At 71.5% G+C, this 16,217-nt stretch carries 15 protein-coding genes and 2 pseudogenes; 9 read left to right on the top strand and 8 right to left on the bottom strand.

Features of this window, described 5'->3' with window-relative positions:
- Positions 1 to 225: 225 nt before the first annotated feature.
- Positions 226 to 651, top strand: coding sequence for a substrate-binding domain-containing protein (locus tag JSY13_RS11060; RefSeq protein ID WP_259606711.1), 426 nt, complete (start codon positions 226 to 228; stop codon positions 649 to 651).
- 122 nt (positions 652 to 773) lie between these two features.
- Here the strand turns inward: JSY13_RS11060 and JSY13_RS11055 are convergent, their stop codons facing one another.
- The 3 genes from JSY13_RS11055 to pgm all read right to left on the bottom strand — a co-directional run bounded on the left by JSY13_RS11055 (position 774) and on the right by pgm (position 3,608).
- Positions 774 to 1,187, bottom strand: a complete 414-nt coding sequence (locus JSY13_RS11055; RefSeq protein ID WP_259606710.1) for an SRPBCC family protein — start codon at positions 1,185 to 1,187, stop codon at positions 774 to 776.
- Between the two features lie 82 nt (positions 1,188 to 1,269).
- Positions 1,270 to 1,854 (bottom strand): TetR/AcrR family transcriptional regulator, encoded by a 585-nt coding sequence (locus JSY13_RS11050; RefSeq protein ID WP_259606709.1) that lies wholly within the window; start codon positions 1,852 to 1,854, stop codon positions 1,270 to 1,272.
- Positions 1,855 to 1,964: 110 nt separating this feature from the next.
- A complete protein-coding gene (pgm, locus tag JSY13_RS11045) occupies positions 1,965 to 3,608 on the bottom strand; it encodes a phosphoglucomutase (alpha-D-glucose-1,6-bisphosphate-dependent) (protein ID WP_259606708.1) in 1,644 nt (547 codons plus the stop codon).
- Positions 3,609 to 3,845: 237 nt separating this feature from the next.
- On the opposite strand from pgm, the gene pheA reads away from it, so the two are divergent.
- Positions 3,846 to 4,787 (top strand): prephenate dehydratase, encoded by a 942-nt coding sequence (gene pheA / locus JSY13_RS11040; protein ID WP_259606707.1) that lies wholly within the window; start codon positions 3,846 to 3,848, stop codon positions 4,785 to 4,787.
- 38 nt (positions 4,788 to 4,825) lie between these two features.
- Here the strand turns inward: pheA and JSY13_RS11035 are convergent, their stop codons facing one another.
- Both JSY13_RS11035 and JSY13_RS11030 read right to left on the bottom strand, forming a co-directional pair.
- Entirely contained in the window at positions 4,826 to 5,128 is a 303-nt protein-coding gene (locus tag JSY13_RS11035; protein WP_259606706.1) for a cyclase family protein, read from the bottom strand.
- A gap of 110 nt (positions 5,129 to 5,238) precedes the next feature.
- Positions 5,239 to 5,484, bottom strand: a complete 246-nt coding sequence (locus JSY13_RS11030) for a helix-turn-helix domain-containing protein (protein ID WP_259608204.1) — start codon at positions 5,482 to 5,484, stop codon at positions 5,239 to 5,241.
- A 634-nt stretch (positions 5,485 to 6,118) separates the two neighbouring features.
- Between JSY13_RS11030 and JSY13_RS11025 the strand changes: the two genes are divergently transcribed.
- Together JSY13_RS11025 and JSY13_RS11020 are read left to right on the top strand one after the other, a co-directional pair.
- The gene (locus JSY13_RS11025) at positions 6,119 to 7,186 is read left to right on the top strand and encodes an IS110 family RNA-guided transposase (RefSeq protein ID WP_259606526.1); all 1,068 of its coding nucleotides are present in this window, start codon (positions 6,119 to 6,121) and stop codon (positions 7,184 to 7,186) included.
- Positions 7,187 to 7,238: 52 nt separating this feature from the next.
- Positions 7,239 to 7,466 (top strand): annotated as a pseudogene (locus JSY13_RS11020) (transposase); the annotation flags it as partial.
- A gap of 40 nt (positions 7,467 to 7,506) precedes the next feature.
- Here the strand turns inward: JSY13_RS11020 and JSY13_RS11015 are convergent.
- Positions 7,507 to 7,767 (bottom strand): annotated as a pseudogene (locus JSY13_RS11015) (transposase); the annotation flags it as partial.
- Between the two features lie 8 nt (positions 7,768 to 7,775).
- Here JSY13_RS11015 and JSY13_RS11010 point away from each other — a divergent pair.
- From JSY13_RS11010 to JSY13_RS10990, 5 genes are all read left to right on the top strand, one after another.
- Positions 7,776 to 8,843 (top strand): hypothetical protein, encoded by a 1,068-nt coding sequence (locus JSY13_RS11010; protein ID WP_259606705.1) that lies wholly within the window; start codon positions 7,776 to 7,778, stop codon positions 8,841 to 8,843.
- 222 nt (positions 8,844 to 9,065) lie between these two features.
- The gene (locus JSY13_RS11005) at positions 9,066 to 10,517 is read left to right on the top strand and encodes an APC family permease (protein ID WP_259606704.1); all 1,452 of its coding nucleotides are present in this window, start codon (positions 9,066 to 9,068) and stop codon (positions 10,515 to 10,517) included.
- On the top strand, positions 10,517 to 11,890 hold the full coding sequence (locus tag JSY13_RS11000) for a type I glutamate--ammonia ligase (RefSeq protein WP_259606703.1): 1,374 nt from the start codon (positions 10,517 to 10,519) through the stop codon (positions 11,888 to 11,890). Before JSY13_RS11005 ends, JSY13_RS11000 begins: the two co-directional genes overlap by 1 nt.
- A complete protein-coding gene (locus JSY13_RS10995; RefSeq protein WP_259606702.1) occupies positions 11,880 to 13,073 on the top strand; it encodes an amidohydrolase family protein in 1,194 nt (397 codons plus the stop codon). Before JSY13_RS11000 ends, JSY13_RS10995 begins: the two co-directional genes overlap by 11 nt.
- Complete coding sequence (locus JSY13_RS10990; protein ID WP_259606701.1) at positions 13,070 to 14,323, top strand: M20 metallopeptidase family protein; 1,254 nt, start codon at positions 13,070 to 13,072, stop codon at positions 14,321 to 14,323. Before JSY13_RS10995 ends, JSY13_RS10990 begins: the two co-directional genes overlap by 4 nt.
- Positions 14,324 to 14,376: 53 nt before the next feature.
- On the opposite strand, the gene JSY13_RS10985 is transcribed toward JSY13_RS10990, so the two are convergent.
- Positions 14,377 to 15,255 (bottom strand): MurR/RpiR family transcriptional regulator, encoded by an 879-nt coding sequence (locus JSY13_RS10985; RefSeq protein ID WP_259606700.1) that lies wholly within the window; start codon positions 15,253 to 15,255, stop codon positions 14,377 to 14,379.
- Between the two features lie 30 nt (positions 15,256 to 15,285).
- The gene (locus JSY13_RS10980; RefSeq protein ID WP_259606699.1) at positions 15,286 to 16,215 is read right to left on the bottom strand and encodes a LysR family transcriptional regulator; all 930 of its coding nucleotides are present in this window, start codon (positions 16,213 to 16,215) and stop codon (positions 15,286 to 15,288) included.
- Positions 16,216 to 16,217 lie beyond the last annotated feature (2 nt).

Here is a 16,217-nt window from a genome sequence, read left to right as displayed (position 1 = left end):
AGCGCCCCCGCGGGGTGATCCTCGCGGCCTCGCGCACCGACGAGAACGAGAGCGGAACCGTGACCGAGCTCGAGGCGCTCCGCGCCCTGGGCGGCCGTTCGGTCACCTTCGGGCCCGGCGGCGATCGGTGCATCATCGACAACCGCGGCGGGGCGGAGCGGCTGGGCCGCGAGATGGCCCGGCTCGGATACCGGCGAGGCGGTCGCCCTGGGCGCCGCCGAGGGCGTGCGCACCTCGGACGACCGCCTCGCCGGGTTCCGCGCCGGTTTCGCATCCGGAGGCGGCACGGTCGAGCGCACCTACCGCGGCACCTTCGAGCGCGAATCGGGCGCCGTGACGATGTCCGCCGCACTGGCCGACGGGATCGAGCCGGGCACGCTGGTGTTCGCGCTCAGCGACGTCGTGGCGATCGGTGCGATGACCGCGATCCGTGAGGCCGGCCGCCGCGTCGGCGACGACATCGCGATCTGCGGCTTCGGCGACGTGCCGGTCAGTCGGGACGTGACCCCGCAGCTCACCACCGTGCGCGTGCCCCTGAGCGATCTCGGCTACCAGGCGTTCCGTGCCGCCGTCGACCCCGACTGGTCGCAGCCCGACGCGACGCTGGAGGTCCTCGTCCGCGCCAGCTCACCCGGGGCCTCGGAGCGCTGATCGGCCCCGATGCGCGGCCTCACGGCCTCCGTGGGCTTACGGCATCGGCGGGCTGAAGGCACGCGCGGGCTCACGGCATCCGCGGGCTCGCGGCATCCGTGGGCTTACGGCGCCCTTCGGGCTTACGGCGTCCGCGCGGCCTTGCGGGCCATGGCGCGCTCGAGGTTGTCCAGGAGTCCCTCGATCGCGCGGTCGTGCTGCCGGCGCAGCGTGATCGGCCAGAGCAGCGCGAACAGTCCGCGCAGCGGGCTGTCGATGGAATGCCGGACGAGGGTCCCTCTTTCCACCGCGAAGAGCTCGACGCCGTGCCCGCGGGGCATCGCGCGTCCGACGTCGAACCAGAGCCGGCGGCCCGGCTCCACCTCCCCGACGCGATACGCGACGCGGTCGTGCCGCACCGGGGCGCCGGGGAAGACACCGTCCGGCAGCGCGAACGTCCCGCTGCTGGCGGGATAGAGGGCCCCGAAGTCGATGAGCACGTCCCAGACCTCGTCCGGGGTGCCGGCGACCACGCGCTCGTGGATGTTCCGCACCATCTGTTCCTCCATACGGTTGCGTATGGTTTGACCATACACCGGCGTATGGACACCGGCAATGGTCTCTCCGCCTCCGCGGCTTTCACTCGCGCGCGGGGAGGAGCCCGTCGAGAACGCCCAGCGCCGACTGGACGAACCGGTCCCGCTCCGCCGCGGTCGCGGGCATCAGCGCCGGCAGCGACGCCTGCAGCTGCAGCAGGCCGAGCCACATCGCGTACGCCTGAACCGCGCGGTCGTGCGCGACGCCGGGGGCGAGGCCGGCCGCGGTCAGGCTCTCGGTCATGAAGGCGACGCGCCGGGCGCTGACCCGTTCGATCGCGGCGGCCACGGCCGGATCATCCGTCCGGCGCAGGAGATCCAGCTCCGCCCGATCACGCGGCACCAGGGCGAACACGCGCTCGAAGAGCAGGCGCAGCCGCTCACGAGGATCGGAGATCCCGACGATGTCGTCGATGATCTCCTCGGTCTCGGCCAGCCAGAGCTCCAGGACGGCGTTCACCAGCTCGCCGCGGTTGCGGAAGTGCCAATAGAAGCTGCCCTTGGTCGCCCCGAGAGCCTCGGCGACGCGCTCGACCGCGACCGCGCTCAGGCCCGACGCGCTGAACATCTCGAACGCCGCACGCGCCCAGTCGTCGCGCCCGAGCCGGGATCCCTCGCTACGCCCCATGCCCATACGGTACCGTCCGGTGGCGCCCCGCTGTCCCCCCGCCGTCGCCCCGCCGTCCCCGCCGCCGTCGCCCCGCCGTCGCCCCTCCCTCCCCGGAGAGGAACGGGGTCTCAGCCGCCCAGGGCTGCGGCGACGACGGCGCGAGCCTCCTCCTGCACCTGGGCGAGGTGCTCCGGGCCGCGCAGGCTCTCGGCGTACAGCTTGTAGACGTCCTCCGTGCCGGACGGGCGGGCGGCGAACCAGGCGTGCTCGGTCTGCACCTTCAGGCCGCCGATCGCCGCGCCGTTGCCCGGGGCGTGCGACAGCTTGGCCGTGATCTCCTCACCGGCGAGGGAGGTCGCGGTCACGGCATCCGGCGACAGCTTGCCGAGCGTCGCCTTCTGCTCCGGCGTCGCCGGCGCGTCCACACGCTGGTACGCGGATGCGCCGAACGCCTGCTCCAGCTCGCGGTACCGCTCGGACGGCGTCTTGCCGGTGACCGCGATGATCTCCGCGGCCAGCAGGCACAGCAGGATGCCGTCCTTGTCGGTCGACCACACGCTGCCGTCCCGCCGCAGGAACGAGGCGCCGGCCGACTCCTCGCCGCCGAAGGCCACGGAGCCGTCCAGCAGCCCCGGCACGAACCACTTGAACCCGACCGGCACCTCCAGCAGCCGCCGTCCCAGCGACTCGGCGACCCGGTCGATGATCATGGACGACACCAGAGTCTTGCCGATCGCGGCATCCCGCGGCCACTCCGGCCGGTGCGAGAACAGGTAGTCGATCGCGACGGCGAGGTAGTGGTTCGGGTTCATCAGCCCGGCATCCGGGGTCACGATCCCGTGCCGGTCGGCGTCCGCGTCGTTGCCGGTGAGCACGTCGTAGTCGCCCTTCTTGGCGACCAGCGACGCCATCGCGCTCGGCGAGGACGGATCCATCCGGATCTTCTCGTCCCAGTCCAGCGTCATGAACCGCCAGGTCGGGTCGACCTCCGGGTTCACCACCGTGAGGTCGAGCCCGTGCATCTCGGCGATCAGCGCCCAGTACTCCACCGACGCGCCGCCCATCGGGTCGGCGCCGATGCGGACGCCCGCGCGCTTGATCGCCTCGACGTCGATGATCGAGGGCAGGTCGCGCACGTACGCGTCGCGGAAGTCGTACTCGCCGATGGTCTCCGCGTCGATGTCGGCGTAGCGGGTGCGCTGCACGCCCTCGAGACCGGCGGCGATCAGTTCGTTCGCGCGCGCCGCGATCCAGCCGGTGGCGTCGGTGTCGGCGGGGCCGCCGTGCGGCGGGTTGTACTTGAAGCCGCCGTCGCGGGGCGGGTTGTGGCTCGGGGTCACCACGATGCCGTCGGCGCGGCCGGGGTCGGATGCCTCGCGGCCGCGGTTGTAGGTGAGGATGGCGTGGCTGAGAGCCGGAGTCGGCACCCACGAGTCGCGCGCGTCGACACGGACGTCGACGCCGTTCGCGATGAGCACCTCGATGGCGCTGCGCTCGGCGGGCAGGGACAGCGCGTGCGTGTCGCGGCCGAGGAACAGCGGCCCCTCGATGCCCTGCTCGCGCCGGTAGTCGACGATCGCCTGCGTGGTGGCGAGGATGTGGTCCTCGTTGAAGCTCGTCGACAGGGATGAGCCGCGGTGCCCGCTGGTGCCGAACACGACGCGCTGCCCGGGATCCGCCGGATCCGGATGGCGGTCGTAGTAGGCGGCGATCAGCTCGTCGACGTCGATGAGGTCTTTTTCCTCCGCGGGGAGGCCGGCTCGGCTCGTCATGCCGATAGTCTGCCCCGCCTGCGGCGGATGCGCACCCTCGGGGTTCCGATGTTTCGGATGCCCGCCCCCAGAGGCATCCGCCCCCGGGTCCGGCGCCATCCGCCGCCGAATCCGTGTCCGCAGTGCTGTTGCCGCGGCCTTGTGCGCTTCGCGCGGACCGGATGCCGGAATCCGGCCGCGGGAACTGCACATGGCCGCGCGAAGGCGCGGGTGCGGGGCGTCGTCTAGGCTGGCGCCGTGACCGAACGCCGCACCTACAGCTATCTGGGTCCCGCCGGAACCTTCACGGAGGCGGCGCTCGAGCAGGTCCCCGAGGCGCGCGGCCACATCTGGAACCCGGTGCACAACGTCGGCGAGGCGCTCGCCGAGGTGCTCGAGGGGCGCAGCGACGCCGCGATGATCGCGATCGAGAACTCCATCGAGGGGGGCGTCTCCACCACCCTGGACGCGCTCGCGACCAAGCCGGGGCTGCGGATCCTCGGAGAGTACCTGGTCAGAGTCAACTTCGTGCTGGTCGCCTCGCCGGGCACGACCCTGGACGACGTGAACGTCATCGCCGCGCATCCGGTGGCCTACGCGCAGTGCCACGGCTGGCTCGGGCGCCACCTGCCCACGCACTCGCACGTCCCCGCGGCGAGCAACGTCGCCTCCGCCCTCGGCATCCTCGACGGCACGCTTCCGGCGCAGGCCGCGATCGCCGCCCCCGGCATCGTCCAGCACCACGACCTCGCCGTGCTCGCGGAGGACATCGGCGACAACGAGAACGCGGTGACCCGGTTCGTCCTGGTCACGCGCACCACCGTGCCGCCGGCCCCCACCGGCGCGGACAAGACGTCCCTCATCGTCGAGCTGCCCGAGGACCACCCCGGCGCTCTGCTCGAACTGCTCGAGCAGTTCTCCACGCGCGGCATCAACCTCTCGCTGATCGAGTCCCGCCCGATCGGCGACGAGCTCGGCCGCTACCGCTTCGTGCTCGACGCAGACGGGCACATCCTCGACGAGCGGATGGCGGACGCCCTGCTCGGCATCCGCCGGTTCAGCCCGCGCGTCGTGTTCCTCGGCTCGTACCCGCGCGCGGACCGGCGCATCGTGCAGTACCCCGAGCGCTACGCCGACGAGGTCTTCGTCGAGGCCCGCGACTGGCTGCGCGCGCTGATCGCCGGCGAACCGGAGGCGTAATCCGGCAGCGCGGCACGGCATCGCCGACCGCCGGCCGGTCAGCTCAGGAACGCCACCGCCCGCACCGCCGCGCCGTCCGCGGCGAGGGCCAGCGGGAAGAACCCGACCCGCACGCGCGAGGGCAGACCGTCCAGGCCCCGCAGGTTCTCCACGATCAGCTCGTCGCCGCCGAGCACGACCTCGTGCACCGGGAACCCGGCGGCGTCGGCATCCGTCGGATCGGGGCTGAGCGTATCGACGCCGAGCACGCGCATGCCGCGGCGCATGAGCTCGCGTGCGGCGGCGGGATCCAGGAACGGATGCCGCCGAGCACGCTCCTCGCCGAACCAGCGCGCCCACACGGTGTCGACGAGCGCGCACGGTGCGCGCCATGGGACTCAACGTTAGGAGCGCGCGGGAATTCCCGGCCGCGGTGTGACGAACGATGACGGGTGGCGGGTGAGCGCGGGGGTCAGAGCGCGCGCCGGCGGCGCCGGTCGGTCTCGTTCGCGGGGAACATCCCGAGCCGCAGATCTTCGAGGAAGTACGTGAGCGGCGTGCCGAGGGCATCCGCGATGCGCAGCAGAGTGTGGATGCTCGGCAGCGCGCGCCCGGATTCGTAGGCGCGGATGTTCGAGGAGTCGATCTCGGCGGCCACCGCGAGCTGGTCCTGCGTCATCGTCGCGGACTCCCGAGCCCCGCGGATCTTGGCCCCCACATGAGCGGCAGCGGGTGAGGGGACGCGGGGCACCCTTCAAGCGTTCCGGGTACCCGGCCGTTCGCACCAGGGTGGATATCGCCGGGTACAAGTACACTGATGCTCGTTCTGAGAATGGGGGCGTCGTGGGGGACGATTCGGCGACTTTGACTGCAGGGGTTCAGTACCCCGGTGCTGAAACGGAGTCCGAGTATCTCGCCGTCGCGGCCGAGTCGGACGAGGGGCCGGAGAGTCACGATCTCGATGCCCCTCCTCGCGGAGTTCCGTGGGCTGGCGGACAGCAAGCGCATGGCCGGGAACTACCTCGAGCAGCTGGCTCGCCACTATCTGACGGTTGAACCGCTTGTAAGTCTCTGAAGTGGCTGGCCTGGGGTCGGCTGGCAGGGTGGGTGCTGGTGCTCCGTCTGGTCGTGACTCTTGAATCGCCTGGCCTCCCGCTTCGGCGGGGTGCCTTTCCCAGGATCTGTCCGGCCGGGTGGGTGCCGGCGCCGACCCTGCCCACTCCGATGGCTTGATCAGAAGCTTGCCCGACCGTTCACGGCGGTCGTGGCCCATTACAGGCCTGCCTCGAAGTGACCATTCCCGGGTCGACGCCAGCAGTGACGTCAACCCAGTGGAGAGGATCACGGTCACCATGACCATCGTCGCAAACACGTTCGCGTATGTCATCGGCGCGGACACCCATTCCAGAACACACACTCTCGCCGTGCTCGACGCGCGCACTGGCGCCAGAGTGGACACTCGGACCTTCCCGACGACGCCGGCGGGATTATCACGCGCGGTCGCGTGGATCGCTCGGCGCACCAGCGGGCTGGCCGATGTGCTCGTAACGATCGAGGGCGTCGGCTCGTATGGCGCCCGGCTCGCGAGAGCATGCCAGGACGCCGGCTACCGGGTCGTGGAGTCGTTCCCGACAGCGGCACGTGAACGTCGCGGACGAGGCAAGAGCGACGAGATCGACGCGGAACTGATCGCCCGCTCCGTGCTCGGCGTCGATGCCGACAACCTCCGTGATCCGCGTCAGGACGCGGGAGTCCGCGCGGCGCTGCGGGTGCTGATCGGCGCCCGCGACCTCATCAACCTCGAACGCACCAGGTCGATCAACGCCTTGACCGCGCTGCTTCGAACGGTCGACCTCGGCATCGACGCCCGCGCCTCGCTCACCAAGAAGCAGCTCGCGGCGATCGAGTCCTGGCGCACGCGACAGGAGGACCTCGCGACCGCGACAGCCCGCCGGGAAGCGATCCGGCTGGCCCGACGGGTTGCCGTCTGCGATGAGGACCTCGCTGCTAACCGTGACGCGATCACCGCGCTGGTCGCCGCCAGCGACGCCGCAATCCTGCTCGACGAGCCCGGGATCGGCGCGATCAACGCGGCCGTGATCATCGCCGCCTGGTCACACCCCGGCCGGGTCCGCTCCGAAGCAGCGTTCGCCGTGCTCGCCGGCGTCAGTCCCGTGCCCGCCTCGAGCGGAAACACCACCCGTCATCGCCTCAACCGAGGAGGCGACAGGCGTCTGAACAGAGCCTTATCGTCGATCGCGCTGACCCGAATGTCGCACCACCCGCCGACCCGCGCCTACGTCGAACGCCGACGAGCCGAAGGACGCACCACCAAGGAAATCCGCCGCTCACTCAAGCGATACATAGCCCGCCAGCTCTACCGCCGCCTCAGCGAGCAGAGCGGACTTGACAACACATAGAAGCATCCTGGGTCTGATGGAGACTCCTGACCTTGGAAACGAGGATGGAGTTATGCCCAAAGAACTGGCGAATGGGAAGCCGACAACGCGTCGCTACTCGAGCGAGGAGAAGGCGGCCGCAGTGCGGATGGTGAGAGCGCTGCGCGCTGAGCTCGGCGTCACGCAAGGGACCGTGCAGCGCGTCGCGACGCAACTCGGCTACGGGGTCGAGTCCGTGCGGACGTGGGTGAGGCAGGCCGACGTCGATGACGGTGTCGCCCCCGGCGTGAGCAGCGCCGAGGGGGTGTGTCAGATTAACGGTGGATCTGGCCTGGCGCATTTCAGTTGATTCGGCCTTCGAAGGTGATCGCGAAGGCGTTGAGTGCGGGCTTCCACCTCGTCGCCCAGCGTGCCCGACCCCTGCCAGTGGGGTCAAGCGACCGAGTCACGAGGTAGAGACACTTCAACGCGGCGGCGTCGTTCGGGAAGTGCCCTCGGGCGCGCACGGCGCGGCGGTAGCGGGCGTTGAGGGACTCGATCGCGTTGGTGCTGCAGATGATGCGGCGGATCTCGACGTCGTAGTCCAGGAACGGGATGAATTCTGCGTTCCGTGCGACGCGACAAGCCGGATGCGTCGCCTGGCGACATCCTCAAGGAGCTCGACAGCCGGTACGTCGCCACCGTCACCATCGCCAGCAGCGGCGTCGGCGCCTCGGCGGCGATTCCCGGCTTCGGCGTCCCGATCGCACTGGGTCTCGGCGTGGCCGACCTGCTCTTCTTCTACGAGACCAGCGCACTCTACGTGCTCGCGGTGGCCGAGCTGCACGGCATCTCCGTGGAGGACCCGGAGCGTGCCAAGCCTCTCGTATTCGGGATGCTGCTCGGGCAGAAGTCGCAGAGCCAGGTCAGCAACCTCGTGCTCTCGGCGTTCGGTGCCGGCGGCGCGGCGCAGGCGCGAACCAAGGCGGCCGGAGCCGTGGGCAAGGTCGTCCCGGGCGGTCGGGGAGAAGTGCTGACCCAGCAGCTTCCGGAATCCGCCCTCGCGCCGCTCACCATCGTGCTCGGCCGTGAGGCGCTCAAGGTGGGCGGCAAGCTCGGCGCGGGAACCATCGGCAAGGCGATCCCGTTCGGCGTCGGCGCCGTGATCGGCGGAGTCGGCAGCTTCACCTTCGGGCGCGATGTCGTCAAGGCGGCGCACGTCGCGTTCCCGGAGACGCCCACGGAGTTCCCCGAATGGCTCCTCGATTACGAGAAGCCGCAGGCCGGGCCGGCCGAGCCCTCCCGCGCCGCTCAGGCGCTCGAGGCCGCCGCCAGCAGCGCGAAGGACTTCGGTGAGAACGTCTGGGGCAAGGTCAGCGAAATCGCGGACGTCTTCCGGCCGATCGACCTCGACGGCGATGGCATCCCGGATGAGGCACGAGCGCTGACCGCCGCGAAGCGCGCCGGCAGCGCGGTCGTGGGCACGGCAAGCAAGACCGCGGAGGCCTTCCGGCACGTGGACCTCGCAGGCGACGGCATCCCTGACGAGGCGCGAGCCGTGACCGCCGTGAAGAACGCGGGAAGCGCGATCGCGGGGTTCGCCGACGGCGCCCGAGGCAAGGCGGCATCGTTGTTCTCCGGTCGACGGAAGCCGACGACCGACGCCGAGAGCGGCGAGGAGCAGCCCACGGCGCAGTGACCAGGCTCTGAATCAACACGGAGCAGCCCAAGCGGCCCCCGTGCGCGGACGATGCGCGGGGGCCGCTTCGCGCGTCTCGGAAGAACTCAGACCCCACCCTTGGCAGCCCCACGCCCCTCATGTAACATCTGTTACACCCATTCGCAGATCAGCCCCCTCCGCACGATCTGATACACACTTGCCCCGGTGTCGATGCCGACGCCACACGAAAGGTCCCCGACGATGACGTCAACGACGCACACCCCGCGCGACCTCGCGCACGACACCGGCGCGGCACCGCGCAAGACACTCCGGCTCTGGGAGGTCGTCGCGATCTCCGTCGGCTTCATGGGGCCGGTGATGGCGATGTCGCTGAACGGCATCGGCGTGGCCGGCCTCGTCGGGGCATCCGTGCCCTTCACGTTCATCGTCTCGTTCCTCGGCACGATGCTCGTGGCCTACGCGTTCATCCGGCTCACCCGCTACATCACCCACGCCGGCTCCGTATACGCGCTCGCCGGATCCACGCTCGGCCCGCGCGCCGGCTTCTTCGGCGGATTCGCCCTCCTCGGCACCTACCTGTTCTTCGCGGCCTGCATCGCCGGCGCCTGCGCCGTGTTCTTCGAGGCCATGATGGTCGAGCTGGGGGTCACCCTTCCTGCCTGGAGCTGGGTGCTCGTGCCGGTCGTCGTCGCCGTCTTCACTCTCCTCCTCAACGTGCGCGAATCCACGGTCACCGCGCGCACGCTGCTGGGCATCGGCTTCCTCGGGATCGCCGCCATGGTCATCCTCTCCGTCGTGATCATCGTCCGCGTCGCGACCGGCGACGCCCCGGTGTCCACCGGCGTCGACCTCTCCGTGCTGCTGCCCGGCGACGCGCCGATCAGCGCGGTGATGACCGCCGCCGTCTTCGGCTTCCTGTCCTGGGCGGGCTTCGAGTCCGGCACGTCGCTCGGCGAGGAGACCCGCAACCCGAAGCGCGTCGTGCCGATCGCGCTGCTGCTCGCGGTCGTCCTCGCCGGCCTCATCTACATCCTCGTGATGTTCGCGCAGACTATCGGCTTCGGCACCGACGCGGAGGGCATCGCGGCCTTCGCCGGCGCATCCTCCACCCTGACCACCCTCGCCTCCACCTACATCGGCCAGTGGTTCGCCGTGCTCATCGCCGTCTTCGCGTTCCTCGTCGCCTTCGCCTCGCTGCTCAGCTCCACCGCCGCGGCATCCCGCCTGCTCTTCGCCCTCGCCCGCGACGGCTTCGGCCCGCGCGCCTTCGCCGCCACCAGCGCGAAGACCGGCGTCCCGGTGAACAGCACCGTGTTCGTCGTGATCCTCACCGTCGTCCTCGCCGTCGGCTTCGGCCTGCTCGGCGCCACCTCGGTCGATGTGTACTACTGGTTCGCGACGATCGCCACGCTCTGCATGGTCGTCGCCTACGGCATGACCTCGGTCGGCGTCATCCGGCACACCTTCTCCCGCGGATCCACCATCCCGAAGTGGGAGGCGATCATCCCGGTGCTGGGCCTGGCCTTCCTCGTCTACGTGTACGTGATCCAGATCGCCGGACAGCAGCCGCCGTACACCTACTTCCCGTGGATCGCCGGCGCGTGGTGCCTCATCGGCCTCGTGATCGTGCTCGCCAAACCCGCCCTCGCGGACCGCATCGGATCCCGCCTCAGCACGGAGGACCTCGACTGATGAGCCTCATCGACCAGCCCCTCAGCCGCCCCGCCCAGGCGCCGACCGGAACGGATGCCATGCAGACGCCGCCCACCCCCGACGTCGACGAACTGATCTTCATCGCCACCACCGACATCGCCGCCCGTACGAAGGGCCGCTCCATGCGGCTGGCGGATTTCGACGAGCGCACGTCCCTCGGGTGGGTGCCGGCGAACCTCGGCATCGGCTCGCTCGGCCACATCGTCGACGACATCCCCTACGGCTCCACCGGCGACCTCCGCCTGCGGCCCGACCTCTCCTCGCTCGCCCGCGTCGACGGGATCCCCGGCCGCCCGCCGCTGAACATCGTCTTCGCCGACCTCGTCAACACGGACGGCACACCGTGGGAGAGCTGCCCGCGAACCTTCCTGCGCGACGCCGTCGACCAGCTGCGCACCGAGTTCGGGATCACCACCCGCTGCTCCTTCGAGCACGAGTTCGTCGACGTCAGCGCGAAGGGCGACCACCACCCGTTCTCGCTGCAGGCCTTCCGCCGCGCCGAACCGATCGGCTCGCGGCTGATGACCGTGCTCAACCGCGCCGGACTCGAGCCGGAGACGTGGCTGCCCGAGTACGGACGGCACCAGTACGAGATCACGGTCGCACCGTCCGACCCGGTCACCGCCGCCGACCGTGCGATCCTCGTCCGCGACATCGTCTACGACATCTTCGATGCGCACGGCCGGGAGGCCTCCTTCGCCCCCGTCGTCTCGCCCGGCGAGACCGGCAACGGCGTGCACGTCCACTTCGGCCTGGACGACGCCGACGGCGAGACGCTCGTCTTCGACGCCGACCGCCCCGGCCGGCTCTCCCCGCTCGCCGGCAGCTTCGCCGCCGGCATCGTGAAGCACGGTCCGGCCATGGCGGCGCTGTTCGCACCGCTCGCGACGAGCTACCTGCGCCTGGCCCCGCACAACTGGTCCACGGCGCGCGCGTTCCTCGGCCTGCAGAACCGCGAGGCGCTGCTGCGGATCTGCCCCACCAACGAGATCGACGGCCGCGACCCGCGCCGTCAGCTGCACTTCGAATTCCGCGGCGGCGACATCGGCGCGAACCCGTGGATCCTGCTCGGACTCATCCTGCGGGCCGGCATGCAGGGGCTGCGTGAGGGGCTGGAGACGCCGGAGATCGTCGACGGCGAGCTCGACCTCGACGGACGTCACGCCCACCTGCCGAAGCTCCCCCGCAGCCTCGAGGAGGCGCTCACGGTGCTGAAGGAGGACGAGGTGGTGTCGGGCTGGTTCTCGCCGGCGTTCCTGGCGACCTACGAGGCCATCAAGCGCGACGAGTTCGCCTCGGTGCAGGCGCGCTCGCTCGCCGAGCAGTGCGAGGTGTACGCCCGTGTCTACTGAGCCCGCAGAGCCCGGCGCCACGGAGAGCCTCGCCACTGAACGCCTCGTCACGGCATCCGACGTCCCCCTGCTCGACCATCACTGCCACGGTGTCACCACCGCCGATCTCGACCGTGCGGCCTTCGAGGCGATGATCACCGAGTCGGACTGGGACGCCCCCGACGGGACCACGCACTTCGACAGCCAGGTCGGTTTCGCCATCCGTCGCCACTGCGCGCCGGTGCTGGGGCTGCCGCCGTTCGCCACACCGGAGGAGTACCTGCAGCGGCGCCGCGAGCTCGGCGGGGCCGAGGCGAGCCGCCGGCTGCTGCGCGCCACCGGGATCAGCGACTACGTCATCGAGACCGGGCACCGCGGCGACGAGATCCTCGACCCGGAGGGGATGGCGGATGCCGGCGCCGCGCGCGCCTTCGAAGTGGTCCGCCTGGAGCGGATCGCCGAGGAGCTCGTGCTGGACGGATGCGACGCCGCGGCTTTCCGCACCGCCTACGAGCGGATGCTGGACGAGCGCCTGCAGCACGCGATCGGCGTGAAGTCGATCGCGGCGTACCGGATCGGCCTCGATTTCGCCCCGGAGCGCCCGGACGCCGACGAGGTCGACACCGCCGTCGCCACCTGGCTCGAGCGGATCGCGGCGGGCGCCCCGGTCCGGCTCGACGACCCCGTGATCATCCGCCACCTGCTGTGGACCGCGGTCGACCGCGCGAGCGCCATCCAGTTCCACATCGGGTACGGGGATGCGGATGTGGATCTGCACCGCTGCAGCCCGCTGCTGCTCACCCAGTTCCTGCGGCTCACCCGCGAGACCGGCGCGCGCGTGATGCTGCTGCACTGCTACCCGTTCCACCGCGAGGCCGGCTACCTGGCGCAGGTGTTCCCGCACGTGTACTTCGACGTCGGGCTGGCCATCAACTACACCGGCTCGCGCTCGGAGGAGGTCATCGCCGAGACGCTGGAGCTCGCGCCGTTCCACAAGATCCTCTTCTCGACGGATGCCTTCGGCGTGGCCGAGCTGTACCACCTCGGCGCCCTGCTGTTCCGCCGCGGCCTCGAGGGGGCGCTGGAGACCTTCGCCGAACGGGACGGTTGGCCCCCGGCCGAACGCTCCCGCATCACCGAGCTGATCGCCTGGCGCAACGCCCGGCGGGCGTACCGCCTCGACGGCGCCGGAGCGTCCGCGTGAGCCCGACGATCACCCGCCTCACCGACCTGGCGGCGCGATGGGACGCCGCGCTCGAGCGCGAACTGGCCCCCGCCACACGCCTGCGGCAGGAGCTGCACGCCGATCCCTGTGTGTCGGGCCACGAGCATCCCGCCACCGAGCGCCTGTTGCACGAGCTGCGCGATGTCGCGGTGTTCGACGCCGTGGCGGATGCCGGGGCCGTGGCCCGGATCGGCCCCGCAGAGGGGGCCTCGATCGCGCTGCGCGCGGAACTCGACGCCCTGCCGGTGACCGAGCGCACCGGCGCCCCCTTCGCCGCCACCAACGGCGCCATGCACGCCTGCGGGCACGACGTGCACCAGGCGGCGCTGGTCGCGCTGCTGCGCGCCGCCGACGGCCTCGACCTGCCGGTCGGGCTCGTCGCCCTGCTGCAGCCCCGCGAGGAGAGCTACCCCTCTGGCGCGCTGGACGTCGTCGACGCCGGGGTCCTCGACCGGTTCTCGGTGGCGCACGTGATCGGTGCGCACGTGCATCCGGGCGTTCCCGTGGGCGCCGTGGCATCCGGCGGCGGCTTCATCAACGCTGCCGCGGACGAGATCGAGATCCGCGTGCACGGGCGCGGCGGCCACGCCGCCTACCCGCACGAGGCGAACGACGCCGTCTCGGCGATCGCGCAGATCGCCCTGGGCATCCCGGAGATGGTGCGCCGCTCGGTGAGCCCGCTGCGCCCGGCGATCATCAGCATCGGCACGCTCACCGCGGGGGAGGGGGCGGCCAACGTCCTCCCGGCGGAGGCGCGCATCTTCGCGACCATGCGCACCACCGACCCCGCCGACCGCGCCGTGCTCTTCGCCGCCGTGCAGGACATGGCGCAGCGGACCGCCGAGGCGTACGGCACCAGCGCCGTGGTGCGCCGCATCGAGGGTGAGCCCGCGCTCATCAACGACGCCACGCTGGCGGCGAGCGCCGACGACTGGCTGACCCGGCTCGGAGTCGACGGCGCCGAGCCGATGCGCTCCCTGGGCGCGGACGACTTCTCCTACTACTGCGACGCCGTGCCGTCGCTGATGCTCTTCGCCGGCGTGGCCACCGCGGGCAAGGGACCGCAGCCGGGTCTGCACCACCCCCGGTTCCTTCCCGGTGACGACGCGATCGCCACCGTGGCGCGGGCGCTCATGGCGGGCTACCTCGCCGCGGCCGAACGGGTCCTCGGCATCGAGCACCACCGCAGCGAGTCGGCGGCCCGCCCGGCGGGGGATTCGGAGGTGTGACCGGCGGCTCGGGCAGCTGACGTCAGTCCCGCGCCGAGACGCGCAGATCCTGCTCAGTCCCGCGCCGAGGCGCGCAGGTCTTCCATCGTCTCCACGCGCCGGCGACCCGTCTCGCCGAGCCGGTCGGTGACGCCAGCGACCACCGTCTCGAGCACGGCCATGGCCGGCACCAGCGAGTCGAACGGCGAGGGCGAGTCCACGTTGGCCGGGAGCACCGTCGTCGCGGCATCCGCGGCGGGCGAGAGCCAGCGGTCGGTGAACAGCACCAGTTCGGCCCCGCGCCGGGCCGCCCGTTGAGCGAACCGGACGATCCCGGGGTCGTAGCGCCGGTAGTCGAACGCCACCAGGACGTCGCCCCGGCGGGTGTCGGGGATCGCCGCGAGACGGTCGAACTCGTCGCGGCCGATGACCTGGACGTCCGGGCGCAGCAGCATCAGGTGCGCCCCGAGGTACTCGGCCAGGAGGTGGCTGAACCGCCCTCCGATCAGCCGGATGCGGTGACGGTTGTCGGCGAGGAGAGCGACCGTCCGCTCGAACTCGCTCGCGGGCAGCTCGCCGATCGTGGCGGAGATGCTGGCCGCGAACACGCGCGCCGCGCGAGCGAGGTCGCCGTCGCCGGAGAGCAGATCGTCGCGCCCGTACTGCTCGAGCGGGGACCCGAGCCGCTCGTGCACCTCGCGCACCAGCCGCTTCTGGAACGCCGGGAACCCGCTGAAGCCGAGACGGCTCACGAACCGGACGACGGTGGGCGCGCTCACGTTCGCGCGTTCGGCGAGCTCCGCCACCGTGCCGAGCCCGGCCAGCGGATAGTTCGCGAGGATGGCCCGCCCCACCTTGCGCTCGCCGGCGCTGAGCGTGTCCAGCGAGGCGCGGACCAGGTCGCTGAGCGGCCGTCCCGTCGCCCCGTCCGCGTCGTCCGTCTGCTCCGTCATCGTGCCCCGCCCCTCGAAGTGAAACATACGTTACACGCGCCGGCGCCCGGCGCGTGTGCCGCCGGGGTCCCCGCCGGCGACGGCGGTGCGGGCGATCAGCTCCACCAGGGCCTCGTCGAGCGTCGGCAGCGTGAGCAGGGCGATCTCCCGCGACAACGGCCGGCGCAGCTCGACGACCGCGACGTCCTCGCCCCGATCGGCCGGGCCCGGCAGCGCCAGCTCGGGGACGAGCGCGATGCCCAGACCCTCCGCGACGTACGCCGCGACCACGCGGTAGTCGTCGCTGCGCGGGCCGACCTCCGGAGCGAATCCCTCGGTCCGCGCCGCTGCGATCAGCGCCCGGTCGCCCGGATCGGCCTCGCTCGTGCCCAGGATCCAGCGATCCTCGCAGAAGTCGCGCAGGCGCCGTGCGCCCGTGCCGGCCAGCGGATGCCCCGCGGGCACGATCAGCGAGAACCGCTCCGTGAACAGCGGGCGGCGCCGCAGCCCGGGAAGCACCGCATGCGGCTCGTCCGCGCGGGCGAAGACCACCGCCGCGTCCAGCGCCAGCCGCTCCAGCAGCTCGGTGAGCTCGTGCATCTCGCCCTCAACGACCTCCGGCCGGTACCCGGCATCCGTCAGCGTGTGCACGAGACCCGGCAGCAGCCGCGCCGCGGCGGTGGGGAAGATGCCCAGCCGCAGGCGCCGCCGCCCGTCGGCGAGCGCGGTCGCCACCTCGGCCCGTGCCCGGTCGGCGCGATCGAGGATCGCGACGGCGTGCGGCAGCCACAGCCGTCCGGCGGGGGTGAGCCGGGTGCCGGCGCGCGAGCTGGCGACGACCGGCGCTCCGGTCACGCGCTCCAGCCCGCGCAGGTGGTGGGCGACGGTGGGCTGGCTCCAGTCGAGGGCATCCGCCGCGGCGAGCACCGAGCCGTGCTCGGCGACGGCACGAAGGGCGATCAGCTGACGAAGATCGAGCACCG

It is taken from the genome of Microbacterium neungamense (assembly GCF_024971095.1).
Taxonomy (GTDB): Bacteria; Actinomycetota; Actinomycetes; order Actinomycetales; family Microbacteriaceae; genus Microbacterium; species Microbacterium neungamense.
The sequence above is the reverse complement of the archived record's forward strand: the minus strand, read 5'-3'. Positions and strand labels throughout refer to the sequence as shown.